The organism is Streptomyces echinatus, assembly GCF_014203595.1.
GTDB classification, from domain to species: domain Bacteria; phylum Actinomycetota; class Actinomycetes; order Streptomycetales; family Streptomycetaceae; genus Streptomyces; species Streptomyces echinatus.
The window spans coordinates 261,561-281,227 of record NZ_JACHJK010000006.1; the positions used below are offsets into that span (position 1 = coordinate 261,561).

General features: G+C 71.9%; 18 protein-coding genes. 9 read left to right on the top strand and 9 right to left on the bottom strand.

Annotated elements, in window-relative coordinates:
* Window positions 1-14: 14 nt before the first annotated feature.
* The 3 genes from FHS34_RS18750 to FHS34_RS18760 form a co-directional block, all read right to left on the bottom strand.
* Complete coding sequence (locus tag FHS34_RS18750; RefSeq protein ID WP_184966766.1) at window positions 15-668, bottom strand: zf-HC2 domain-containing protein; 654 nt, start codon at window positions 666-668, stop codon at window positions 15-17.
* Between the two features lie 151 nt (window positions 669-819).
* The gene (locus FHS34_RS18755) at window positions 820-1,335 is read right to left on the bottom strand and encodes a hypothetical protein (RefSeq protein WP_184966768.1); all 516 of its coding nucleotides are present in this window, start codon (window positions 1,333-1,335) and stop codon (window positions 820-822) included.
* A 152-nt stretch (window positions 1,336-1,487) separates the two neighbouring features.
* Window positions 1,488-2,036 carry a sigma-70 family RNA polymerase sigma factor gene (locus FHS34_RS18760; protein ID WP_184966769.1) on the bottom strand — a complete coding sequence of 183 codons (549 nt, stop codon included), beginning with the start codon at window positions 2,034-2,036 and terminating at the stop codon, window positions 1,488-1,490.
* Window positions 2,037-2,252: 216 nt separating this feature from the next.
* Here FHS34_RS18760 and FHS34_RS18765 point away from each other — a divergent pair, with 216 nt between their 5' ends.
* Window positions 2,253-3,404 (top strand): CapA family protein, encoded by a 1,152-nt coding sequence (locus FHS34_RS18765; RefSeq protein WP_184966771.1) that lies wholly within the window; start codon window positions 2,253-2,255, stop codon window positions 3,402-3,404.
* Here FHS34_RS18765 and FHS34_RS18770 read toward each other — a convergent pair whose 3' ends face one another.
* Together FHS34_RS18770 and FHS34_RS18775 are read right to left on the bottom strand one after the other, a co-directional pair.
* Window positions 3,405-4,829 (bottom strand): amino acid permease, encoded by a 1,425-nt coding sequence (locus FHS34_RS18770; RefSeq protein ID WP_184966773.1) that lies wholly within the window; start codon window positions 4,827-4,829, stop codon window positions 3,405-3,407.
* A gap of 109 nt (window positions 4,830-4,938) precedes the next feature.
* A complete protein-coding gene (locus FHS34_RS18775) occupies window positions 4,939-5,409 on the bottom strand; it encodes a universal stress protein (protein WP_184966775.1) in 471 nt (156 codons plus the stop codon).
* A gap of 91 nt (window positions 5,410-5,500) precedes the next feature.
* Here FHS34_RS18775 and lysX point away from each other — a divergent pair, with 91 nt between their 5' ends.
* Window positions 5,501-8,776 (top strand): bifunctional lysylphosphatidylglycerol synthetase/lysine--tRNA ligase LysX, encoded by a 3,276-nt coding sequence (gene lysX, locus FHS34_RS18780; protein ID WP_184966777.1) that lies wholly within the window; start codon window positions 5,501-5,503, stop codon window positions 8,774-8,776.
* Window positions 8,777-8,895: 119 nt separating this feature from the next.
* On the top strand, window positions 8,896-9,732 hold the full coding sequence (locus FHS34_RS18785; RefSeq protein WP_184966779.1) for a polysaccharide deacetylase family protein: 837 nt from the start codon (window positions 8,896-8,898) through the stop codon (window positions 9,730-9,732).
* A 47-nt stretch (window positions 9,733-9,779) separates the two neighbouring features.
* Here FHS34_RS18785 and FHS34_RS18790 read toward each other — a convergent pair whose 3' ends face one another.
* A complete protein-coding gene (locus FHS34_RS18790; protein ID WP_184966781.1) occupies window positions 9,780-10,451 on the bottom strand; it encodes a class F sortase in 672 nt (223 codons plus the stop codon).
* Between the two features lie 331 nt (window positions 10,452-10,782).
* On the opposite strand from FHS34_RS18790, the gene FHS34_RS18795 reads away from it, so the two are divergent.
* Window positions 10,783-11,664 (top strand): hypothetical protein, encoded by an 882-nt coding sequence (locus FHS34_RS18795; RefSeq protein WP_184966783.1) that lies wholly within the window; start codon window positions 10,783-10,785, stop codon window positions 11,662-11,664.
* Window positions 11,665-11,796: 132 nt separating this feature from the next.
* Here FHS34_RS18795 and FHS34_RS18800 read toward each other — a convergent pair whose 3' ends face one another.
* The gene (locus tag FHS34_RS18800; protein WP_184966785.1) at window positions 11,797-12,561 is read right to left on the bottom strand and encodes a bestrophin-like domain; all 765 of its coding nucleotides are present in this window, start codon (window positions 12,559-12,561) and stop codon (window positions 11,797-11,799) included.
* Window positions 12,562-12,593: 32 nt separating this feature from the next.
* The gene (locus tag FHS34_RS43470; RefSeq protein ID WP_263978404.1) at window positions 12,594-12,722 is read right to left on the bottom strand and encodes a hypothetical protein; all 129 of its coding nucleotides are present in this window, start codon (window positions 12,720-12,722) and stop codon (window positions 12,594-12,596) included.
* 22 nt (window positions 12,723-12,744) lie between these two features.
* Between FHS34_RS43470 and FHS34_RS42630 the strand changes: the two genes are divergently transcribed.
* The 4 genes from FHS34_RS42630 to FHS34_RS18820 all read left to right on the top strand — a co-directional run bounded on the left by FHS34_RS42630 (window position 12,745) and on the right by FHS34_RS18820 (window position 17,696).
* A complete protein-coding gene (locus tag FHS34_RS42630; RefSeq protein ID WP_225817514.1) occupies window positions 12,745-13,071 on the top strand; it encodes a hypothetical protein in 327 nt (108 codons plus the stop codon).
* Between the two features lie 432 nt (window positions 13,072-13,503).
* Window positions 13,504-14,469: an SCO0930 family lipoprotein gene (locus tag FHS34_RS18810; protein ID WP_184966789.1), complete on the top strand. Its 966-nt coding sequence runs from the start codon at window positions 13,504-13,506 to the stop codon at window positions 14,467-14,469.
* A 273-nt stretch (window positions 14,470-14,742) separates the two neighbouring features.
* The gene (locus FHS34_RS18815; protein ID WP_184966790.1) at window positions 14,743-15,555 is read left to right on the top strand and encodes an SAM-dependent methyltransferase; all 813 of its coding nucleotides are present in this window, start codon (window positions 14,743-14,745) and stop codon (window positions 15,553-15,555) included.
* The gene (locus FHS34_RS18820; RefSeq protein WP_184966792.1) at window positions 15,552-17,696 is read left to right on the top strand and encodes a putative bifunctional diguanylate cyclase/phosphodiesterase; all 2,145 of its coding nucleotides are present in this window, start codon (window positions 15,552-15,554) and stop codon (window positions 17,694-17,696) included. The genes FHS34_RS18815 and FHS34_RS18820 overlap by 4 nt, the downstream gene beginning before the upstream one ends.
* A gap of 294 nt (window positions 17,697-17,990) precedes the next feature.
* Here the strand turns inward: FHS34_RS18820 and FHS34_RS18825 are convergent, their stop codons facing one another.
* Window positions 17,991-18,875, bottom strand: coding sequence for a LysR family transcriptional regulator (locus FHS34_RS18825; protein WP_184966794.1), 885 nt, complete (start codon window positions 18,873-18,875; stop codon window positions 17,991-17,993).
* A gap of 119 nt (window positions 18,876-18,994) precedes the next feature.
* On the opposite strand from FHS34_RS18825, the gene FHS34_RS18830 reads away from it, so the two are divergent.
* Window positions 18,995-19,666 (top strand): succinate dehydrogenase, encoded by a 672-nt coding sequence (locus tag FHS34_RS18830; protein ID WP_184967212.1) that lies wholly within the window; start codon window positions 18,995-18,997, stop codon window positions 19,664-19,666.
* The last annotated feature ends 1 nt before the right edge of the window (window position 19,667 follow it).

The following is a 19,667-nucleotide window of genomic DNA, read 5'->3' on the forward strand; positions in this document are numbered from 1 at the left end:
ACCTCCCGGTGCCGTCACCGTGCCTCCAGCACGACCAGCCGCTTTCCGTCGTCCGTGCGGACCTCGTAGCGCTGGATCTGGTCCGGGTGCAGGGCGGTGGAGCCCATCGCGGTGGTGGGCCGGCTGCCGTCACCCGCGTTGGTCCACCCGGCGACGTCCTGCTCCGTGCCGTCGAGGCCGACCGCGACCAGCCGGCAGGTGTGCCGCCCGGAGCCGTCCTTGACCTCCAGCCTGAGGTCGCTGCCCCAGTCCTCGTCCTCGGAGGTGACCCGCGCCCACACCCCGGTGTGCGGATCGGTCGCCGCGGTGACCCGCGGGGCCGGCCCCGCGTGGCCGGCGAAGGCCACGATCGCCGGGCCGGCCACGGCCAGCACCACCGAGGCGGCCAGGCCGTACAGCAGCCGGCGGCGCCGTGCCCGGTGCCGTTGCGCCAGCTCGCCGAGCAGCCGGTCCAGCAGCCGGGGACCGGGCTGCGCCATGGGGTGCACGAAACGCGGCGTGGCCCGGCGGTACAGCAACAGCTGCCGGGACGTGGGACCGAACTCGGTCACCTGTGCCGCGCACCGTGAGCACTCCATGAGGTGGTCCTCGAAGCGGAAGGCCTCCGCCTCGTCCAGCACGCCGAGCGCGTACGCGCCGACGTCGCGATGCCTTTCCAGGGACCTCATGCCGAATCCTCGTGCCTATGGGTGCGGGTGGGGTTACTCCTTGCTCCCATCCGTACGCAGGCGACCGCCGAATCACTCAAGCCACGCACAGAATCCCGGACAAGAGATTCGGAGCGGCCCGGCCCGTGGATTGGTGTGAATTCCAGAAGATTCAGAAGAGGTGGATCGCGAGGTGCCCGAGGGGCAGTCCGAGCCGCCAGGCCGGCGTCCACACCTTCGGCCCCTCGTCCTCCCCGAACACCGCGCCGCCGCCCGGCACCGCGTCCAGGTCCGGGGCGAGCAGCTCCGTCTCCTCCAGCCAGCGCCAGGCGTCCTCCGCCAGTGCCAGGTCCGGACAGGGGGCGCCGGAGACCGCCGCCCCCTCGGTCAGCTCGGCCATGCGGGCCCGCACCCAGTCCTGCCACGGCTGGTCGTACGCGGTCAGGGCCAGCCAGTTCTCCAGCTGGGAGATCACCCGGATGCCGGAGAGCTCCCCGTCGGTGTCGGAGAGGAAGACGGTCAGTGCCAGCGCGTCCCGGCCGGCCCGGAACTCGAAGGACGTCGGCGGCATCAGATCGCCGGTGCGCAGCAGCTCGTCGGCGATGTACTCGGCGTACAACCAGGCCATGGGGACGGCCAGTTCATGGCCGTCGGTGCCGTCCGTGCTCTCGTGACCTCTGTGTCGCATCCCTTCCTGCCCTTCCTCCGGTGCGTGCGCGTCGCCCGGGCCCTGCCGGGACCGCCGTCCCCGCTCCGCCCGGAACGCGTATGAGGACAGCCCATTGCCCGAACGGGGGCCACAGCAAGGCGCTTTACCGAGGTTTGACCAGGCTTCCGGTTTCATCGCAGGTCGGCCGCGTAACCCGGAAGGACCCGGCGCAGGGCGCGCAACGCGTAGTACGCGCGGGATTTCACGGTACCGGGTGGAATCCCCAGGGCCTGCGCCGCCTCCGCCACACTGGCCCCGCGGAAATACACCAGTATCAGGACGTCACGGTGCTCCGGCGTGAGTGTCTTCACAGCCTCCCGGACGTCGAGCATCGCCGCGGCCCGCTCGGCGTGGTCGGCGGTCACCCGCGCGTTCTCGGGGACTTCGTCGCCGACCTCGGGCGGCCGCGCCTGCCGGGCCCGCCGGGCGTCGATCGCGAGCCGCCGGGCCACGGTGAGCAGCCAGGGCCGTACGGAGTCGAAGTCGTCGGCGTGCAGTGCCTCCGGGTGCTGCCAGGCGCGCACCAGGGTCTCCTGGACGAGGTCCTCGGCGCGCTGGCGGTCCCCGTCGCAGAGCCTGAGCAGCAGCGCGAACAGCGGGCCACCGTGCTCGCGCTGGAGCGCGGCCAGCTCGTGCCCGGCGGTCGTGGTCCCGATGGTGAGTGAGGTTCCGGCCGTCATGGCCGTATGCCAGCGCAGGCCGCGGCCGGCCGACAGACCGCGGACCCGCTCGTGCGACGGACGGTCGATCGCGTCGGCGAACGGTCGGACGAGTGGTACGTCAGGGCACCGGACGGGCTAATGAGGCCACCTGGACTGTTTATCCGGGACATCAGATTCATACCCATATGCCCGTCACGGCTTCGTCTGTATATACGACAATGCTGGGGTGAGTTGATGATCGGACGCAGACAGCAGGTGGCCCTGGCCCTGACCGCCGTGCTCGCGGCCGGGGCGGCCTGCCAGAACCAGAACCAGGAATCCGGCACGCGGGGACAGCCGGCGCCCGCCGCGACCAGCGGCGGCGGCTTCACCCTCGTCGCCTCCGGAGACGTCCTGCCGCACACCTCCGTCATCGAGCGGGCGGCCTACGACGCCGACCGGAACGGCCACGACTTCCGGCCCATGCTCTCCGGCGTCCAGCCGGTCGTCTCCCGTGCCGACCTGGCACTCTGTCACATGGACACCGTCTACGGCGCCGACGGCGACTACACCGGCTACCCCGTCTTCAAGTCCCCTCCGCAGATCGCCGAGGCCCTCGCCGCGACCGGCTACGACAGCTGTTCCACCGCCTCAGCCCACGCCCTGGACGACGGCACCGCCGGCATCGGGCGCACCCTCGACGCGATGGACCGGGCCGGGCTGCGGCACGCCGGGACCGCCCGCAGCGAGAACGAGGCGCGCTCGGTGCGCTTCCTCCGGGCGGGCCGGGCCAAGGTCGCCCATCTGTCGTACACCTTCGGCACGAACTACCCGATGCCACCCGGACAGCCCTGGGCGGTCAACCTGATGGACGCCGAACGGATGATCGCCGACGCCCGGGCCGCCCGGCGGGGCGGCGCCGACGTGGTCGTGGTCTCCGTGGACTGGGGCACCGAGTGGCAGGAGGAACCCGACCGGATCCAGCTCACCCTCGCCCAGCAGCTCACCGCCTCGGCCACCGACGGCCGCCCGGACATCGACCTGATCCTCGGCACCCACGCCCATGTGCCGCAGGCCTACGAGAAGGTCAACGGCACCTGGGTGGTCTATGGACTGGGCGACCAGATCGCCGGCGAGATGTACAACCGGGAGGGCGCCCAGGACCCGCGGGGCAACGAGTCCAGCCTCGGCCGCTTCACCTTCGTCCCGCCCGCCCGGCCCGGCGGGCCCTGGCGGGTCACCAGGGCCGAGTTCCTGCCGCAGCTGTACGACCTCGACGCCGGCCGGGTCGTCGACCTGAACCGGGCCATCGCCCAGGGCGCCGACCTGGAGGCCGTGCGCGACCGGATCGGGAAGGCCGTCCTCAGCCGCGGGGCCGCCCAGGACGGCCTGGTCATGGGCGAGTGATCAGTCGGCGGGCCGCTGCGTGGCGAGCACCGAGCGCCGGTAGGAGTAGCCGAAGTAGATCACGCAGCCGATCAGGAACCACACCACGAACCGCACCCACGTCTCCCACTTCAGGAACGTGATCAGCCAGACCGAGAAGACGACACCCAGCGCGGGCACGAACGGCATCCACGGCGTCCGGAAGGTGCGCGGCAGCTCCGGCTGCCGGTAGCGCAGCACGATCACCGCCACGCACACCACCACGAACGCCAGCAGGATGCCGATGTTGGTCAGCTCGGCCGCCTCGCCGATCGGGACCAGCCCGGCGATGACCGCGGACGCCGCCCCGACGATCCAGGTCACCCGGGTCGGCACGTGCCGCGTCGGGTGCGTCTTCGCGAACCACCGGGGCAGCAGCCCGTCACGGGACATCGAGAACCACACCCGGGTGACGCCCAGCATGAACGTGAACATCACCGTGAGGATGCCGATGATCGCGCCGACCGCGATCACGTCCGCGAGCGCGTCCAGGCCCACCGACTTGAACGCCGTGGAGAAGCCGCTCTCCGGGTCGATGGCCTTGTAGTTCTGCATCCCGGTGAGCACCAGACAGGCCGCCACGTACAGCACCATCGAGATCGCCAGCGAGTAGATGATCGCCTTCGGCATGTACTGCTGCGCGTTCTTCGACTCCTCGGCCGCCGTCGACATCGCGTCGTAGCCGAACACCGCGAAGAACACCGTCGCGGCACCGGTGAACGCCCCGCTGAGGCCGAACGGGAAGAAAGGGTGGTAGTTCGCCGTGCTGATGTGGAACACACCCACCCCGATCACCAGCAGCACCACCAGCACCTTCAGGGCGACCACGAACGTCTCGAAGCGGGCCGCGGTACGGATGCCCAGGTTCAGCAGCCAGGCGATCAGCAGACACAGCACCGCCGCGAACAGGTCGACCCGGTGCCCGGCGCCGGTGCCGGGCGCCCCCAGCATCCACCGCGGCAGATCGGCGCCCATCTCCTCGACCAGGAAGCTGAAGTAGCCCGAGATGCCGATCGCCACCACCGCGACGATCGCCGTGTACTCCAGCAGCAGGTCCCAACCGATGAACCAGCCCGCGAACTCGCCGAGCACCGCGTAGCCGTACGTGTACGCCGACCCCGCCTTCGGGATCAGCCCCGCGAACTCGGCGTACGACAGCGCCGCGCAGGCGCTCGCCACGCCGGCGATCAGGAAGGACACCAGCACCGCGGGTCCGGCCGTGCCGTTGGCCACCGTGCCGGCCAGCGTGAAGATGCCCGCGCCGATGATCCCGCCCACGCCGATCGCGGTGAGCTGCCACAGCCCCAGCGACTTGTCCAGGCGCGTGCCCTCGCCGACCTCGGTCTCCTCGATGTGTTCGATGGGTTTGCGGCGGAGAATCCCTTCACCCGAGCGGAGCCTGCCCATGCGCCTCACCTCTTCACCACGGCAACGGCTGACGGCGGATCATGATGTCTCAGGGGCGGTGCCCAGGGAAGACGCCACGCACGCCACGGGCCGGTGTCGCCGTGGCGTGCTACGGCACCACCGTCACCGGCCAGCGTCCCGCCTTCACCAGCCGGACCGCCACCGAGCCGATGATCCGGTGCCCGGCCTGCTCCGAGGCGCCCACCACCACCGCGTCCGCCTTCAGCTCGTCGGCCGCCTTCACCAGCCCGCCATAGGGATCGCCGCGGAAGGTGTGGAACTCCCAGCGCACGTCGAATATCCCCTTGACCCGCTCGGCCGCCTCCCGGATCTGCGCGATCAGGTCCTCGGCGATCTCGTCGGTCGTCTCCGCCACCGGCGCCCCGAGCGCCGCCCCGGCCGCCAGCACCGGCTGCACGTACACCACGGCCAGCAGCGCGCGCTGCCGCCGGGCCAGCCCACCCGCGTACGCCGCGGCGCGCAGTGAGGAGTCGGAGCCGTCCACCCCGACGACGATGACCTTCGGGCCGTCCGTGCCCCGCTCGAACGTGTGCGAGGGCTGTTCGTGCTGTTCCGTCACGGCCTCGAATCTATCGGAATCAAGCGTTCCAGCCCATGCGCGGGGCCCGCTCGACGGGCGGGGCGCCCGGGGCCTTCCTACAGTCGGAATCATGACTGCCACCGCGGAGCCGGCCACCCGCAGGGGCGACGGCGGCCCGTCGCGCCCGCACGGCGGGCGCCTCGGCTGGGTCCCGGAGGCCTTCGCCACCCTCTTCGCCGCGCTCGGCCTGCTGTGTGCCCTGCTGGCGGTCGTCGCCCCGCTGCGCCGCCCGCTCGGCGCGGTCGTCCGCACCCTCGACCTGCTGCTGGTCCCGATCAGCGCCAACCTCGCCTACGCCGTCTTCCTGTTCCTGCTGGCCGGCGCCACCGCCGCCCGCAAGAAGATCGCCTGGTGGCTGGTCGTCGTCTATCTCGGCCTGCTCGTCCTCACCGACGTACTCGGCGCGGCCGTCGGCCTGTACGCGCAGTCGCTGCCCTCCCTGGTGCTGTGCGCGCTGCTGCTGCTCCTGCTGGTCGTGGCCCGCGGGGAGTTCTACGCCGCCTCCCGCCGCGGTGCCGTGTGGCGGGCGCTCGCCGTGCTGCTGGCCGGGCTCGCCGTGGCGATCGTGCTGGGCTGGGTCCTGCTGCAGTTCTTCCCGGGGACGCTGCCGGCGGGCCAGCACCTGGCCTGGGCGGCCGACCGGGTGTGCGGCGGGCTCGTCCCGAGCAGCTCCTTCGACGGCAGACCACCGCACCAGGTCACCTTCGTCCTCGGCCTGTTCGGCGCGCTCGCCCTGCTCAGCGCCGCCGCCACGCTGTTCCGGTCCCAGCGCCTGGAAGCCGCCCTGCACGGCGACGAGGAGGCCCGCATCCGGGCCCTGCTGGCCGCGTACGGCGAGCGGGACTCCCTCGGCTACTTCGCCACCCGGCGGGACAAGGCCGTCGTCTTCTCGCCCAGCGGCAAGGCGGCCGTCACCTACCGCGTCGAGGCCGGAGTGTGCCTCGCCAGCGGGGACCCCGTGGGCGACCCGGAGGCCTGGCCGCACGCCATCGACGCCTGGCTGGACGGAGCCCGCCGGCACGCCTGGGCCCCCGCCGTGATGGGTGCCTCCGAGGCCGGCGCCCGCGCCTACGCCCGGGCCGGCCTGGGCGCCCTCCAGCTCGGCGACGAGGCGATCCTGCACGTCCCGGGGTTCGACCTGAACGGCCGGGACATGCGCGTCACCCGGCAGGCCGTGCACCGGGTCCGCCGCACCGGAGCCGTCTGCCGTGTCCGCCGGCACTCCGGCCTCACCGAACGGGAGACGGAGGAGATCGTCTCCAAGGCCGACGCCTGGCGGGACACCGAGACCGAGCGTGGCTTCTCCATGGCCCTGGACCGGCTCGGCGACCCCGCCGACGGCGACTGCCTGCTCGTGGAGGCCCTCGGCGAGGACGGCCGGCTGCTCGCGCTGCTCTCCTTCGTCCCCTGGGGCCGCGACGGCGTCTCCCTGGACCTGATGCGCCGTGACCGGGCCGCACCCAACGGCGTGATGGAGTTCATGGTCGCCGAACTGTGCGCCGCCGCCCCGAAACTTGGCGTGCACCGGATCTCCCTGAACTTCGCCGTCTTCCGGTCCGTCTTCGAGGAGGGCGCCCGGATCGGCGCCGGACCGGTCCTCAGGCTCTGGCGCCGGCTGCTGCTGTTCCTCTCCCGCTGGTGGCAGCTGGAGGCCCTGTACCGCTCCAACGCCAAGTACCGCCCCGAGTGGTACCCGCGCTTCATCTGCTACGGCGACACCGCCTCCCTCGCCCGCATCGGCCTCGCCTCCGGCATCGCCGAAGGCTTCGTCTCCGTACCGTCCCTGCGCAAACTCTGGGGAAAGGGGCACCCGAAGGCGGGGCAGCGGCCCGCCGCCACGGCGGGGCCGCCGTCCCGGCCGGCGCTCGGCCTCGACGGAGGGGACCAGGCCGCGCCCGCCGCCCCGGACGCGGGCCTGCCCGACCAGGTCCGCGTCCGGCACCGCACTCTCGACCGGCTGCGCGCCGGCGGCACCGACCCCTACCCCGTGGGCGTCCCCGCCCCCACCCACGCCCTCGCCGACGTACCGCCCGGCGAGGACGTCACCGTGGCCGGACGCGTCATGCTCGTCCGCGACTTCGGCGGCATCGTCTTCGCCGTGCTGCGCGACTGGTCCGGCGACCACCAGATCGCCCTCACCCGCGACGGCTGCGGACCGGCCCTCGACCGCTTCACCGCCGACACCGACATCGGCGACCACATCACCGTCACCGGCCGTGCCCGGCCCAGCGACCGGGGCGAACCCACCGTCTTCGCCGCCTCCTGGCAGCTCACCGGCAAGTGCCTGCACCCGCTGCCGGACAAGCGGCGCGGCCTCACCGACCCCGAGGCCAAGGTCCGCCGCCGCCACCTGGACCTGATCACCAGCCCCGACGCCCGCGCGGTCGTCCGCGCCCGCTCCACGGCCGTACAGGCCCTGCGCCAGGGCCTGCTGGACCGTGGCTACCTGGAGGTCGAGACCCCGATGCTCCAGCAGATCCACGGCGGCGCCAACGCCCGCCCCTTCACCACCCACATCAACGCCTACGACCTCGACCTGTACCTGCGCATCGCCCCCGAGCTGTATCTCAAGCGGCTGTGCGTCGGCGGCCTGGAGAAGGTCTTCGAACTGGGCCGCACCTTCCGCAACGAGGGCGTCTCCTACAAACACAACCCCGAGTTCACGATGCTGGAGGCCTACCAGGCGCACGCCGACTACGACGTCATGCTGGACCTCGCCCGCGAGCTGATCCAGGGCGCGGCGACCGCCGCCTTCGGCTCCCCGGTGGCCCGCAAGGGCGGCGAGGAGTACGACATCTCCGGGACCTGGCCGGTCAAGACCGTGTACGGGGCGATCTCCGAGGCGCTCGGGGAGGAGATCGGCCCCGGCACCGAACTGCTGCGGCTGCACCGGCTGTGCGACCGCGCCGGGGTGCCGTACACCGCCGACGACGGGCCCGGCGACATCGTGCTGGAGATGTACGAGCGGCTGGTCGAACACCGGACCGGAACGCCCACCTTCTACAAGGACTTCCCGACCGACGTCTCCCCGCTGACCCGGCAGCACCGCGCCGATCCGCGGCTCGCCGAACGCTGGGACCTCGTCGCCTTCGGCACCGAACTCGGCACCGCCTACTCGGAGCTGACCGACCCCGTCGAACAGCGCCGCCGGCTCACCGAGCAGTCACTGCTGGCCGCCGGCGGCGACCCGGAGGCCATGGAGCTGGACGAGGACTTCCTCCAGGCCCTCGCCTACGCCATGCCCCCGACCGGCGGCCTCGGACTCGGCGTCGACCGGCTCGTCATGTTCCTCACCGGCCTGACGATCCGTGAGACGCTCCCGTTCCCGCTCGTGCGCCGCCGCTGAGAAGTGCCGCTGAGAAGTGCCGCTGAGAGGTGCCGTCCACTCCGCTGTCCGGGTGCATTCCCGCCGCCGCACCGGTGGCGTTGCGGTGCGCCGGAGTCCGGCGGGGCGACTGATGAGTCATGCAGAAGGATCAGTTGTTCACGCGGCGCCGGATGCTTCTCGCGGGCGCCGCCGCTCTCGGGTCGGCGGGTACCGCGGGCATCGTCCTGGCGGCCGGCGGCGAGGAGACCGCCCGGACCGCCGCGGCCCCGGTCCCCGGCCCCCAGGCCCGCCAGGCACTCAAGCCCTCCGCCTTCCGGCTGCAGCCGTTCACCGGATACGGACCACCGCGCACCGCGCCCCGCAAGCTCAAGGTGCGCAAGAAACCGATCCTGCAGATCTCCGGACGCGGCCGGCGCATGATGCTGACCTTCGACGACGGACCCAACCCGGACTACACCCCGCACATCCTGGACACCCTCGCCAGGTACGACGTCCGGGCGATGTTCTTCGTGTGCGGGGAGTGCGTCGCCGACAACCGGGAACTGCTGGCCCGGATGGCCGAGGAGGGCCATGTCGTCGGCAACCACACCTGGACACACCCGCTGCTGACGACGCTGCGCCGTAAGGAGATCCGCTCCGAGATGGAGCGCACCAGCGACATCATCGAGGACACCTACGGCGAGCGCCCCCAGTGGTTCCGCGCCCCCTACGGCGCCTGGAACCGGGCCGCCTTCCAACTGGGCGCCGAGATGGGCATGGAACCGATGGCGTGGACGGTGGACACCACCGACTGGATGGAACCCGGCACCGGCACCATCATCGACCAGGTGGAGGACGGAGCCGCCCCCGGCGTCGTGGTGCTCTCGCACGACGCCGGGGGCGACCGTTCGCAGACCGTCCGCGCGATCCGGGAATGGCTTCCCTATCTGATCGACTCCGGATACCGGCTCACCGTGCCGGCCCGACGCATGTGACCGACCCGGGCCCCGCGGGGCCGGCCAGTCCGCCGGGCCACGGCGGTTCAGGCGACCGTGGCCAGGCGGGCGAAGACGACGACGTTCCCGTCGTAGCCGTTCTGCTTCGAGAAACCGCCACCGCAGGTGATGACCCGGAGCTCCGGTGTCCCCTTCGAGCCGTACACCCGGTCGCCGGGGAAGTTGCTCTTCGCGAAGACCTCGACCCCGTAGATCTCGAACACCGCGGTCTTCCCGTCCTGGCGCAGCACCTCGACCTGATTCCCCTTCTTCAGCGCCCCCAGGCCGTAGAACACGGCGGGGCCCTGCTTGTTGTCGACATGGCCGACGACGACCGCGGTGCCCTTCTCACCGGGGGAGACGGCGCCGGTGAACCAGCCGGCCAGGCCGGGGTTCTCCGGTGGCGGCGCGGCGACCCAGCCGTCCGAGTCGAGGCCGACCGGCACGACGGGCGCGTCCACGTGGATCGCCGGGATCCGGACCCTGCTCACCACGGAGAACGGCAGCGAGGCGGGTGCGGGGCCGAAGGTGCCCAGGGTGGCGCGGCTGTCCGGCGCCGCCGCCGAGGCAGGCTGCGGCGGACCGACGTCGAACTCTCCGGAACCGTTCCGGATGAGTGCCAGACCGGTCAGCAGAACAAGCGCTATCACGCCCCAGGGCGCACGCTTCTTCCGCCGCTCCTCCTCTTCCGCAAGCTCGGACAGCTTGGACGCAGACATTCGCCATCCCCTCTCGACGCGGTCGCGCCACGTCCATCGCGCATGGGAAAACGCTAAATCCCGCGCGGGCGGCGGGCGACGGGGCGATCGGCGAACGGGTGGCGGTCCGCCCGATCCGTGCGCCATCCGAGTTGCCGTTCCCAGATATTTTCTGACGGTCCGTGACCTGCGGCAATATCCGATTGTGTGGTTTTCCGTCGGCGTGTCGCCTCACCAGGACGGACCATTCTCGACATGCGGGCGTGTTCCGCGCGTCTGAGGGTCGTGGCGGGAGGTGTTCTCTCGCCGATCCACCGGGGACGGGCCCCGGTGACCTCCCGCGGAGGATCACATGCGCAACCAACGTGCCCTGGCGGCGGCGTGCACCACGGTCGCCGTCCTCGGGCTCGCCGTCCCCGTGGCCGTCGCGGACGGCATGGGCAACGGGGGCGGACCGAGCGGGACCGACAGCAACGGTGCGGTCGTCGTCCCCGGGACCGGCACCGGCAACATCGGCAGTCTCAGCGGGATCGGGGTGCTCCCCGGCAACGGTGTCGTCGGCGGCGTGGGCCGCATCCCGGGGAACGGCAACTTCAACGGCAACGGAAACTTCAACGGCAACGGAAACTTCAACAACAACGGCCGCGGCAACGAGGGGTTCGGCAACGGCCACGGGAACCAGGGATTCGGGAACGGCCGAGGGAACGAGGGGTTCGGCAACGGCCGTGGCAACGAGGGGAACGGGCGCGGGAACGGGCGCGGGAACGAGGGGTTCGGCAACGGCCGTGGGGGTGAGGGCGGTCGCGGGGAGGGGTTCGGAGGCCATGGCGACGACTTCGGCAACGCGCACGACATCTTCGTCACCCCCGACGTCGTGGCCGCCGGAGGCCGGCTCACCATCATCGTGAACGGCTGCCGTTCCGGCACGGCGAGTTCCGACGCCTTCGGCACCGTCCCGCTGGAGCCGTTCCACGACGACACCTCACGGGGTGTCGCCTTCGTCGACCGTGACGTCCGCCGTGGCCGGTACGACGTCACCGTCCGCTGCGACGGCCGCACTCTGACCCGTCGGGACGCCTTCACCGTCCTCGGCGGCGTCAACGGCGGTCTCGGCGGCAGCAGGTCCGCCGGCGCCACACCCACCGACATGGCGATCGGCAGCGGCCTGGTCGCCGTGGCACTGGTCGGCGGTGGCGCCTTCTGGGTGCGCCGCCGGCACGAGAAGCGCGCCTGACCCCCGGCCGGCCGCCGAGGCCACCGGATCCGCCCCCGTCACCGAGAGCCCGCACGCAGACAGGCCTTCGCCCCGATTCCGCACGGAAGCGGGGGCGAAGGCCTGTCGTGACGGCCGTGCCGGAACCGGCGGCTATCCGGTGACGTTCGGGAACATGCTGAGGAACGGCTCCGCCGTGACCGCGATGCCCCGGCTGTACGGCGCGTCGAAGTCCCAGATGAGGAACAGCATGAAGGCGATGGTCGCCGAGAACAGGCCGGCCAGGATCAGTTCCCGCCTGGTACGCCGGATCTGCAGGGCGAACACCATGCCGACGGTGATGAGCGCGCCGGTGAGCAGGCCCCACCACACGACCGGCGGCATGGTGGCCCCGGTGGAGTCGGCGCGTGCGTTGCGCGCCTGGTCGGCGGTGGCCAGCTGGTCCAGCAGCGGCTGGTAGGCCTGGGCCTCGAAGTCGTTCCTCGGCCGGTAGTCGGTCACGTCCGCCCGCACCTGCCGCAGCAGTTCGGTACCGCGGTCCGTGACCTGCCCGTCGTCCGCCATCCGCCGCCACTCGGTGTGGACGACGTAACCGACGTACGCGTCCACGTCACCGCGGATGCGGTCGCGGACGTCCGGCGGGTAGACCCGCACCCGCTCCGAGATCTCGTGCAGGGCCTGGGCCTCGGTCTGCACATAGTCCTGTGCCGCGTTGCGTGCCTCCCACACACCCGCGATGGCCAGGCCCAGGACGATGGCGTAGACGACGCCGATCCACATCGTCATGTACTCGATGACGTCCGGGGTCTCGCTGGGATCCTCGTCCTCCGCGGCCGTCCGGTGCCGCACCAGAGTGATGACGACCACCACGGCACAGGCCCCCAGCATCGCGAGGACGAGAACAAGCCAATCCGACAACAGGTGCCTCCAGGGGTTGAGATGCCGGCACGTCAGCGCGGGCGCAGCGCCGCGACGGCGACGATCGCGGGGACGGTGATGAGCAGGACGTAGGTGACGGGGGTGGTGTGGCCGCGCGTGGTGTGGCTGACGGCATGGGGGTGGTACGCCGGGTAGCTCACCGGGGTCACGGTGGGCCGCGGCGTGGGCCTGGGCGTCGGCTTCGGCGTGGGTTTCGGCGGCGGGGCGGGCGGCGGGGGCGGCGTGGGCGCCGGCCGGGGTGCCGGGGGCGCCGGAGCCGGCCGGGCGGGCGGTACGCGCCGGGGTGGCGGTTTCGGGGCGGGCGTCGGTTTCGGGGTGGGTTTCGGCGGCGGGGCGGGCGGCGGGGGCGGCGTGGGCGGCGGCTCGGGCGGAGGCGTCGGCTTCGGCGTCGGGGTGGGCGTGGGCGTCGGCGTCGGCTCGGGCGGACACGGGGGCGGGGTCGGCTTCGGGCAGGGCGGGGGAGTGGGCCAGTGGTGGCCGCCGGCGTAGGCCACCGCCACCGTGCCGTCCGGGCCCGTCGAGGCGTACGCGCAGGCGTCGGCCGACGCGCTGCCGGCCGGACAGCCGACCAGCGCCCAGGTCAGTGTCATCAGGGCCAACACCCGTGCCGTGGGCGCGCATCGGGTCACTTCGGGTCCATGCACGACGCAGATCATGAGGCGCCGGAGGCCGCCGCACGCCCCGCTGAGCCGAGATTGCTCCGAAAGAGGGAGATACCGCGATCCATGGTTTGACGAGCGGAAGTGTCCGTATCGAGCACCATCCGTCCGGATGCCCGTGCGTCCGGCGGCCGGGCGGGTCACAGGGCGCGGAAAGAAATTGCGGCCGCCGTTGAACACAGCGGCCCCCGCGGTGCGTACCCATGGCCGTGCGGCGGCACAGCAGGCGCTGCAACATCCAGGCGATAATGGGGAGTCGACGATGAATACCTCCTGGCGGACCGCCTCACTGGTGGCCACGGCCGCCGCGGTGCTGACGCTGACGACGGCGTGCGGTCAGGACAACACCACCACTCCCGCGTCGGCGGCCCAGAACGTGGGGGCCACGACCGCGGCCGGCGGCTACGGCAACCCGGGCAGCGGGACCACGACCGGCGCGGGCAACGGATACGGCGCCGACGGCAGCCAGAGCTCCGCCTCCCCGGCCCCGGTCACCCCGGCGGGCAAGCTCACCGTGGCGAGCAACCCCGACCTCGGCAATGTGCTGACCGACGGCTCCGGCCTCACCCTGTACCGGTTCGACAAGGACACCGCCAACCCGCCCAAGTCGAACTGCGACGGCGACTGCGCCACCACCTGGCCGCCGGTCCCCGCCGACGACGCCAGCGCCGGCACCGGCATCGACAAGGCGCTGCTCGGCGAGGTCACCCGCGCCGACGGCTCCAAGCAGCTCACCGTGGGCGGCTGGCCGGCCTACCGCTACGCCAAGGACGTCAACGCCGGTGACGTCAACGGCCAGGGCGTGGGCGGCAAGTGGTTCGCGCTCGCCCCGAACGGCAAGAAGGCCAAGCTGTCCGACCTGCCCGGGCTGTCCGTCCACAAGGACCCCAAGCTCGGCGACATCGTCGTGGACAAGAACGGCATGACGGTCTACCGCTTCATGAAGGACCAGGCCTGGCCCAAGTCCGTCTCCAACTGCACCGGCGCCTGCCTGGAGAAGTGGCCGGCGGTGGGCCCGGTCGCCGCCGACGACACCGAGGGCGTGAAGAAGAAGGGCCTCATGCCCTTCACCCGGCCCGACGGGGCCAAGCAGATGACCGTCAACTGCTGGCCCATCTACACCTTCTCCGGGGACAAGGCCCCCGGCGACACCAACGGTCAGGGCGTGGGCGGCACGTGGTACGCCGTCTCGCCCGACGGCAAGCCGGTCGGCGCGCCGGGCAACTAGATCACCTCCCCAGGGTCGATCGCCCCGCCCGGCCCGGCGCGCGACCGAAGATCCGCCCCCTCCGCACCGCACGGAGGGGGCGGATCGTTGTGTGCGGTGGGAGACCGCACGGCCGCGCCGTCGTCACACAGCGGGGTCGTACGGGCACTTGCCGCAGGCAGTGACCGGGAACGGACGGTCAATTTCCGGTTCGGGTCGCTCCTTTGGCAGGCGATCAGTAGCCTCAGCTCGAACACCGGATCGCCTACACCTGTCCACGCCTTGGAGAGATACATGGAGCGCCCCGCCTGGGCCCCAAGGAGCATCGACATCTCGGTGCCGAGCGTCTCGCGGATCTACGACTACTACCTGGGCGGTTCGCACAACTTCGAGGTCGACCGGGAAGCGGCCCGCAAGGCCATGGAGTTCATGCCGGGCCTGCCCAAGATCATGCAGGCCAACCGGGCGTTCATGCGCCGGGCCGTACGGTTCGCGGCGGGGGAGGGCATCACCCAGTTCCTCGACATCGGCTCCGGCATCCCGACGTTCGGGAACGTCCACGAGGTGGCCCAGGCGGCCGTACCCGGCGCCCGCGTGGTCTACGTCGACCACGACCCGGTGGCCGTCGCCCACAGCCAGGCGGTGCTGGCGGGGAACGACGGCACGGACGTGATCGCCGCCGACCTCCGCAAGCCCCACGAGATCCTCGCCGGCCCCCAACTGGAGCGGCTGATCGACCTGAATCGGCCAGTGGCCCTCCTGCTCGTTGCCATACTGCACTTCGTGGAAGACGCGGACGACCCGTACGGTGCGGTGGCCGAGCTGCGCGACGCGCTCGCGCCCGGCAGCCTGCTGATCCTCACCCATGCCTCGTACGAGGGAATCCCGCTGCCCGCCGAGCGGGCGGAGGGAGCGGTGGACGTGTACCAGGACATTCGCAACCCGCTGATCATGCGCTCGCGCGACGAGATCGCGCGGTTCTTCGAGGGGTACGACATGGTGGAACCCGGACTGGTGCAGATGCCGCACTGGCGCCCGGATTCGGCGCCGGAGGACGAGGATCCGTATGCCTTCTCCGGGTTCGCCGGCGTGGGGCGTACGGCGTGACCGCGGAGCCGGACGGGCCGGAGGACAGACTGCGCCGGCTGACGACGATCTGGAGCCGGGCGCTCTTTCCGGTGACCTCGACGTCGCTGACCCGTGCCGAGTTCGAGGAACAACTCCTTCCGCTCGTCCGCCGGTTGAGCGAGCTGCTGCGGGCCCGCAGCTTCGACGCGGAGGCGGCGAAGGCGGTCGGTGCCGCCCTGGTCGGGGCGCACTGCACCGACCCCGAGGCGCTGACCCGCACCCTGGACTGCGTCGACGCCTACCTGGTCCTGTACTGCGGTGCCGACGGCCCCCAGGACGAACTGCGCATGCGCTCCTCACGGTTGCAGCACGCGATGGCCGCCGGATACGCCCAGGCGCTGCGTGAGCGCACCCTCGCCGAGCAGGAGGCCATCGCCCAGGCCGCGTTGCAGGCGCAGGGAGTGGTCGCCCAGGCGCTGCACGCGAGCGAGGCCCGCTTCCGCGCGGTCTTCGAGGGCGCCGCCATAGGGGTCGGCATCGCCGACCTCGACGGCAACGTCCTGCAGGTCAACGAGGCGCTGTTGCGCATGTTCGGCCTCTCCGAGCAGACCGTGCGCGGCCGGCGCGTCCAGGACTGGGTGCACCCCGAGGACGCCCCGCAGACCTGGCGGCTCTACGACGAACTCGTGCGCGGCGAGCGCGAGCACTATCACCTGGAGAAGGCCTTCAACCGGCCCGACGGCACGGTCCTGTGGACCAATCTGACGGTCTCCCTGCTGCGCGACGCCGACGGCAGCCCGCAGTACCAGCTCGCCCTCATGGAGGACACCACCGAGCGCCGGCTGCTCAACCTCCGGCTGCGCTACGAGGCGACGCACGACGCCCTCACCGGCCTGCCCAACCGCACGCTGTTCTTCGAGCGGCTGGAGAAGGCCCTGAACGCGGGCGAGGGCCAGCGCTTCGGCCTGTGCTATCTCGACCTGGACGGCTTCAAGACCATCAACGACAGCCTCGGCCACGCGGCCGGCGACCGGCTGCTGGTGGAGGTGGCCGACCGGCTGCAGTCCTGCGCGACCGCGCCCGGCGAGATGGTGGCCCGGCTCGGCGGCGACGAGTTCGTGGCCCTGACCACCGGCCCCGGCACCGAGCGCGAGGTCGACGAGCTCGCCGAGCGCATCATGCACGCGCTCGTCACCCCCATCAGCATCGACGGCCGGGACCTCCTGGTCCGCGGCAGCCTCGGCATCGTCGAGGGCCCGGCCGGCGAACGCACCGCCGCCGAGGTCCTGCGCAGCGCCGACATCACCATGTACCGGGCCAAGTCGGCGGGCGGCAACCGCTTCGAGCTCGCCGACCCCGAGGCCGACGCCCGCGCCATCACCCGGCACGGCCTGACCACGGCTCTGCCGACCGCCCTGGAGCGCGGCGAGTTCTTCATCGAGTACCAGCCCCTGGTCCACCTCGGCGACGGCAGCGTGCGCGGCGCCGAGGCCCTGGTGCGCTGGCTGCACCCGCAGCACGGAGTCCTCGGGCCCGACCGCTTCATCCCGCTCGCCGAGCACACCGGCCTGATCGTCCCGCTCGGCCGCTGGGTGCTGGAGGAGTCGATCCGCCAGGCCCGCGCCTGGCGGGAACGCCACGGCGACCAGAGCGCCGCCGGACCGCTGCGCATCAACGTCAACCTCTCGCCCTGCCAGCTCAGTCATCCGGGGCTGGTCCAGGAAACGGTCGACATCCTCGAACGCGCGGGGGTCGCCCCGGACGCCCTGTGCCTGGAGGTCACCGAGTCCGCGCTCATCGGCGCCGACGACGACCTGCTCAAACCGCTGCGCCGGCTGGCGGAGATGGGCGTCGACATCGCCCTCGACGACTTCGGTACCGGCTACTCCAACCTCGCCAACCTGCGCCGCCTGCCGGTGAGCATCCTCAAGCTCGACCGCTCCTTCACCCAGGGCATGCAGCAGTTCCCCGCCGACCCCGTGGACCTGAAGATCGTGGAGGGCATCGTCACCCTGGCCCACAGCCTCGACCTGGCCGTCACGGTGGAGGGCGTGGAGACCGGCGCCCAGGCCGAGCAACTGCGGATACTGGGCTGCGACACGGCCCAGGGCTGGTACTACGCCCGCCCGGGCCCGCCGGAGAGACTCCACGACCTGGCCCTGGTGGACGCGACGGGCTGAGCGGAGGCCTCCACCACGGGGAGCCGGGGCGACGGCCCCCCGTCGTGCGGCCGCTCACCGCCGCGCCCGGCCCGGCCGGGCGGGGGCCGTGTCGAGGACGGGGGGCCGACGGACACGCGCTCGGCGACGCGCGGACGAGGTGTCCGACCGCCGCGAGGACCGGGAGCAGGATCACCGCGCCGGCGACGACGATGCTCCGCCGGTCACCGACCTCGCCGGGCGGCGGTGCGGGGTTCCCGGGCGCCCGGCCCGGCTGGAAGGAAGCTCTTTCTGTCGCATCGACGGCGGAAGCCTTCAGTGCTCCAGCAGCATCCGCTGCAACTCCCTGGCCGCGCGCGGCGGAGCCACGTCGCTGCGGTGTGCCAGGGCGATCGTCCGGTGGAGTCCGGGCCGGGCCAGCGGGGTCACTCGCAGCCCCTGCCCCGCCCGGGCGGCCACCATCCGCGGCACCACGGCGACCCCGAGTCCCGCCCGGGCGAACCCGAGGACCGCGTCCATCTCGCCCCCCTCCACCGCGAACTCCGGCTCGAACCCGGCGGAGCGGCACGCGGCCACGGTCAGCTCCCGCAGGTCGTACCCGTGCCGGAACATCACCAGCCGTTCCCCCTCCAGGTCGGCGATCTCGACGGCCCGCCCGGCCCGGCCGGGCACCGGCGCCTCCGGAGAGGACACCACCACCAGGTCCTCCCGCAGCAGCTCCACGGTCGTCAGCGCGGGCGCCGGCGTCGGCAGCGGCAGCACGACCAGCGCCAGGTCGAGCGCGCCCCGGGCCAGTCCCCGCACCAGGTCGTGCGAGCCGCCCTCCTCGACCAGCAGGCGGATCCCCGGATACCGGTCGTGGAAGGCGCGCAGTACGTCCGGGAGCAGCCCGGTGCACAGACTGGGCGTCGCCCCCAGCCGCACCCGCCCCCGCCGCAGCTGGACCAGCTCCTGCACCTCGTGCCGTGCCGTGTCCGCGTCGGCCAGGATGCGCCGGGCCAGCGGCAGCAGCGCCTCACCGGCGTCGGTGAGCGTGATGTTGCCCCGGGCGCGCTGGAACAGGTCCGCGCCCAGTTCCCGCTCCAGCGCCTTGATCTGCTGCGACAGTGAGGGCTGGGCGACATGCACCAGCTCGGCGGCCCGGGTGAAGTGCCGGGTCTCGGCGACGGCCACGAAGTACTGGAGCTGCTGGAACTGCATCCAGCAACAATAGCCTGTGCCTATGGAAACGAGCTGGACCATGTCTTGGACCGATCGGGTCCCGTCCGCCTAGCGTGCAGGGCATGGCTCTGGCAACGCGGACGGACCGACGGCCGTCCATGGCACGCACCGTGTGGGACAGCTCCGTCGGCAAGAAGACGGTCATGGCCGTCAGCGGCGTGATCATGCTGCTGTACCTGGTCGCGCACGTCATCGGCAACCTGAAGATCTTCTTCGGCGCGGGCGAGTTCAACCACTACGCGCACTGGCTGCGCACGGTCGGCGAACCCTTCATGCACTACGAGTGGACGCTCTGGCTCGTCCGGATCGTCCTCGTCGCCGCCGTGATCGCCCACGCCACGTCCGCTTACCAGCTCAGCCGCCGCGACATCAAGGCACGGCCCAGCAAGTACGTGCACAAGAAGCCACGGGCGAGCTACGCCACCCGCACCATGCGCTGGGGCGGCATCATCCTCGGCCTGTTCATCGTGTGGCACATCCTCGACCTGACCACCGGCACCGTGCACTCCGGCGGCTTCCAGGAGGGCCACCCGTATCAGAACGTCGTCGACACCTTCTCCACCTGGTACGGCAACGTCATCTACATCGTCGCGATGCTCGCGCTCGGCCTGCACATCCGGCACGGCTTCTGGAGCGCCGCCCAGACCCTCGGCGTCGGCAGCCGCACCCGCGACCGCGCCCTGAAGACCGTCGCCGACATCCTCGCGCTGCTGCTCACGGCCGGCTTCGTCGCCGTACCCGTGGGCGTCATGACCGGAGTGGTGAGCTGAC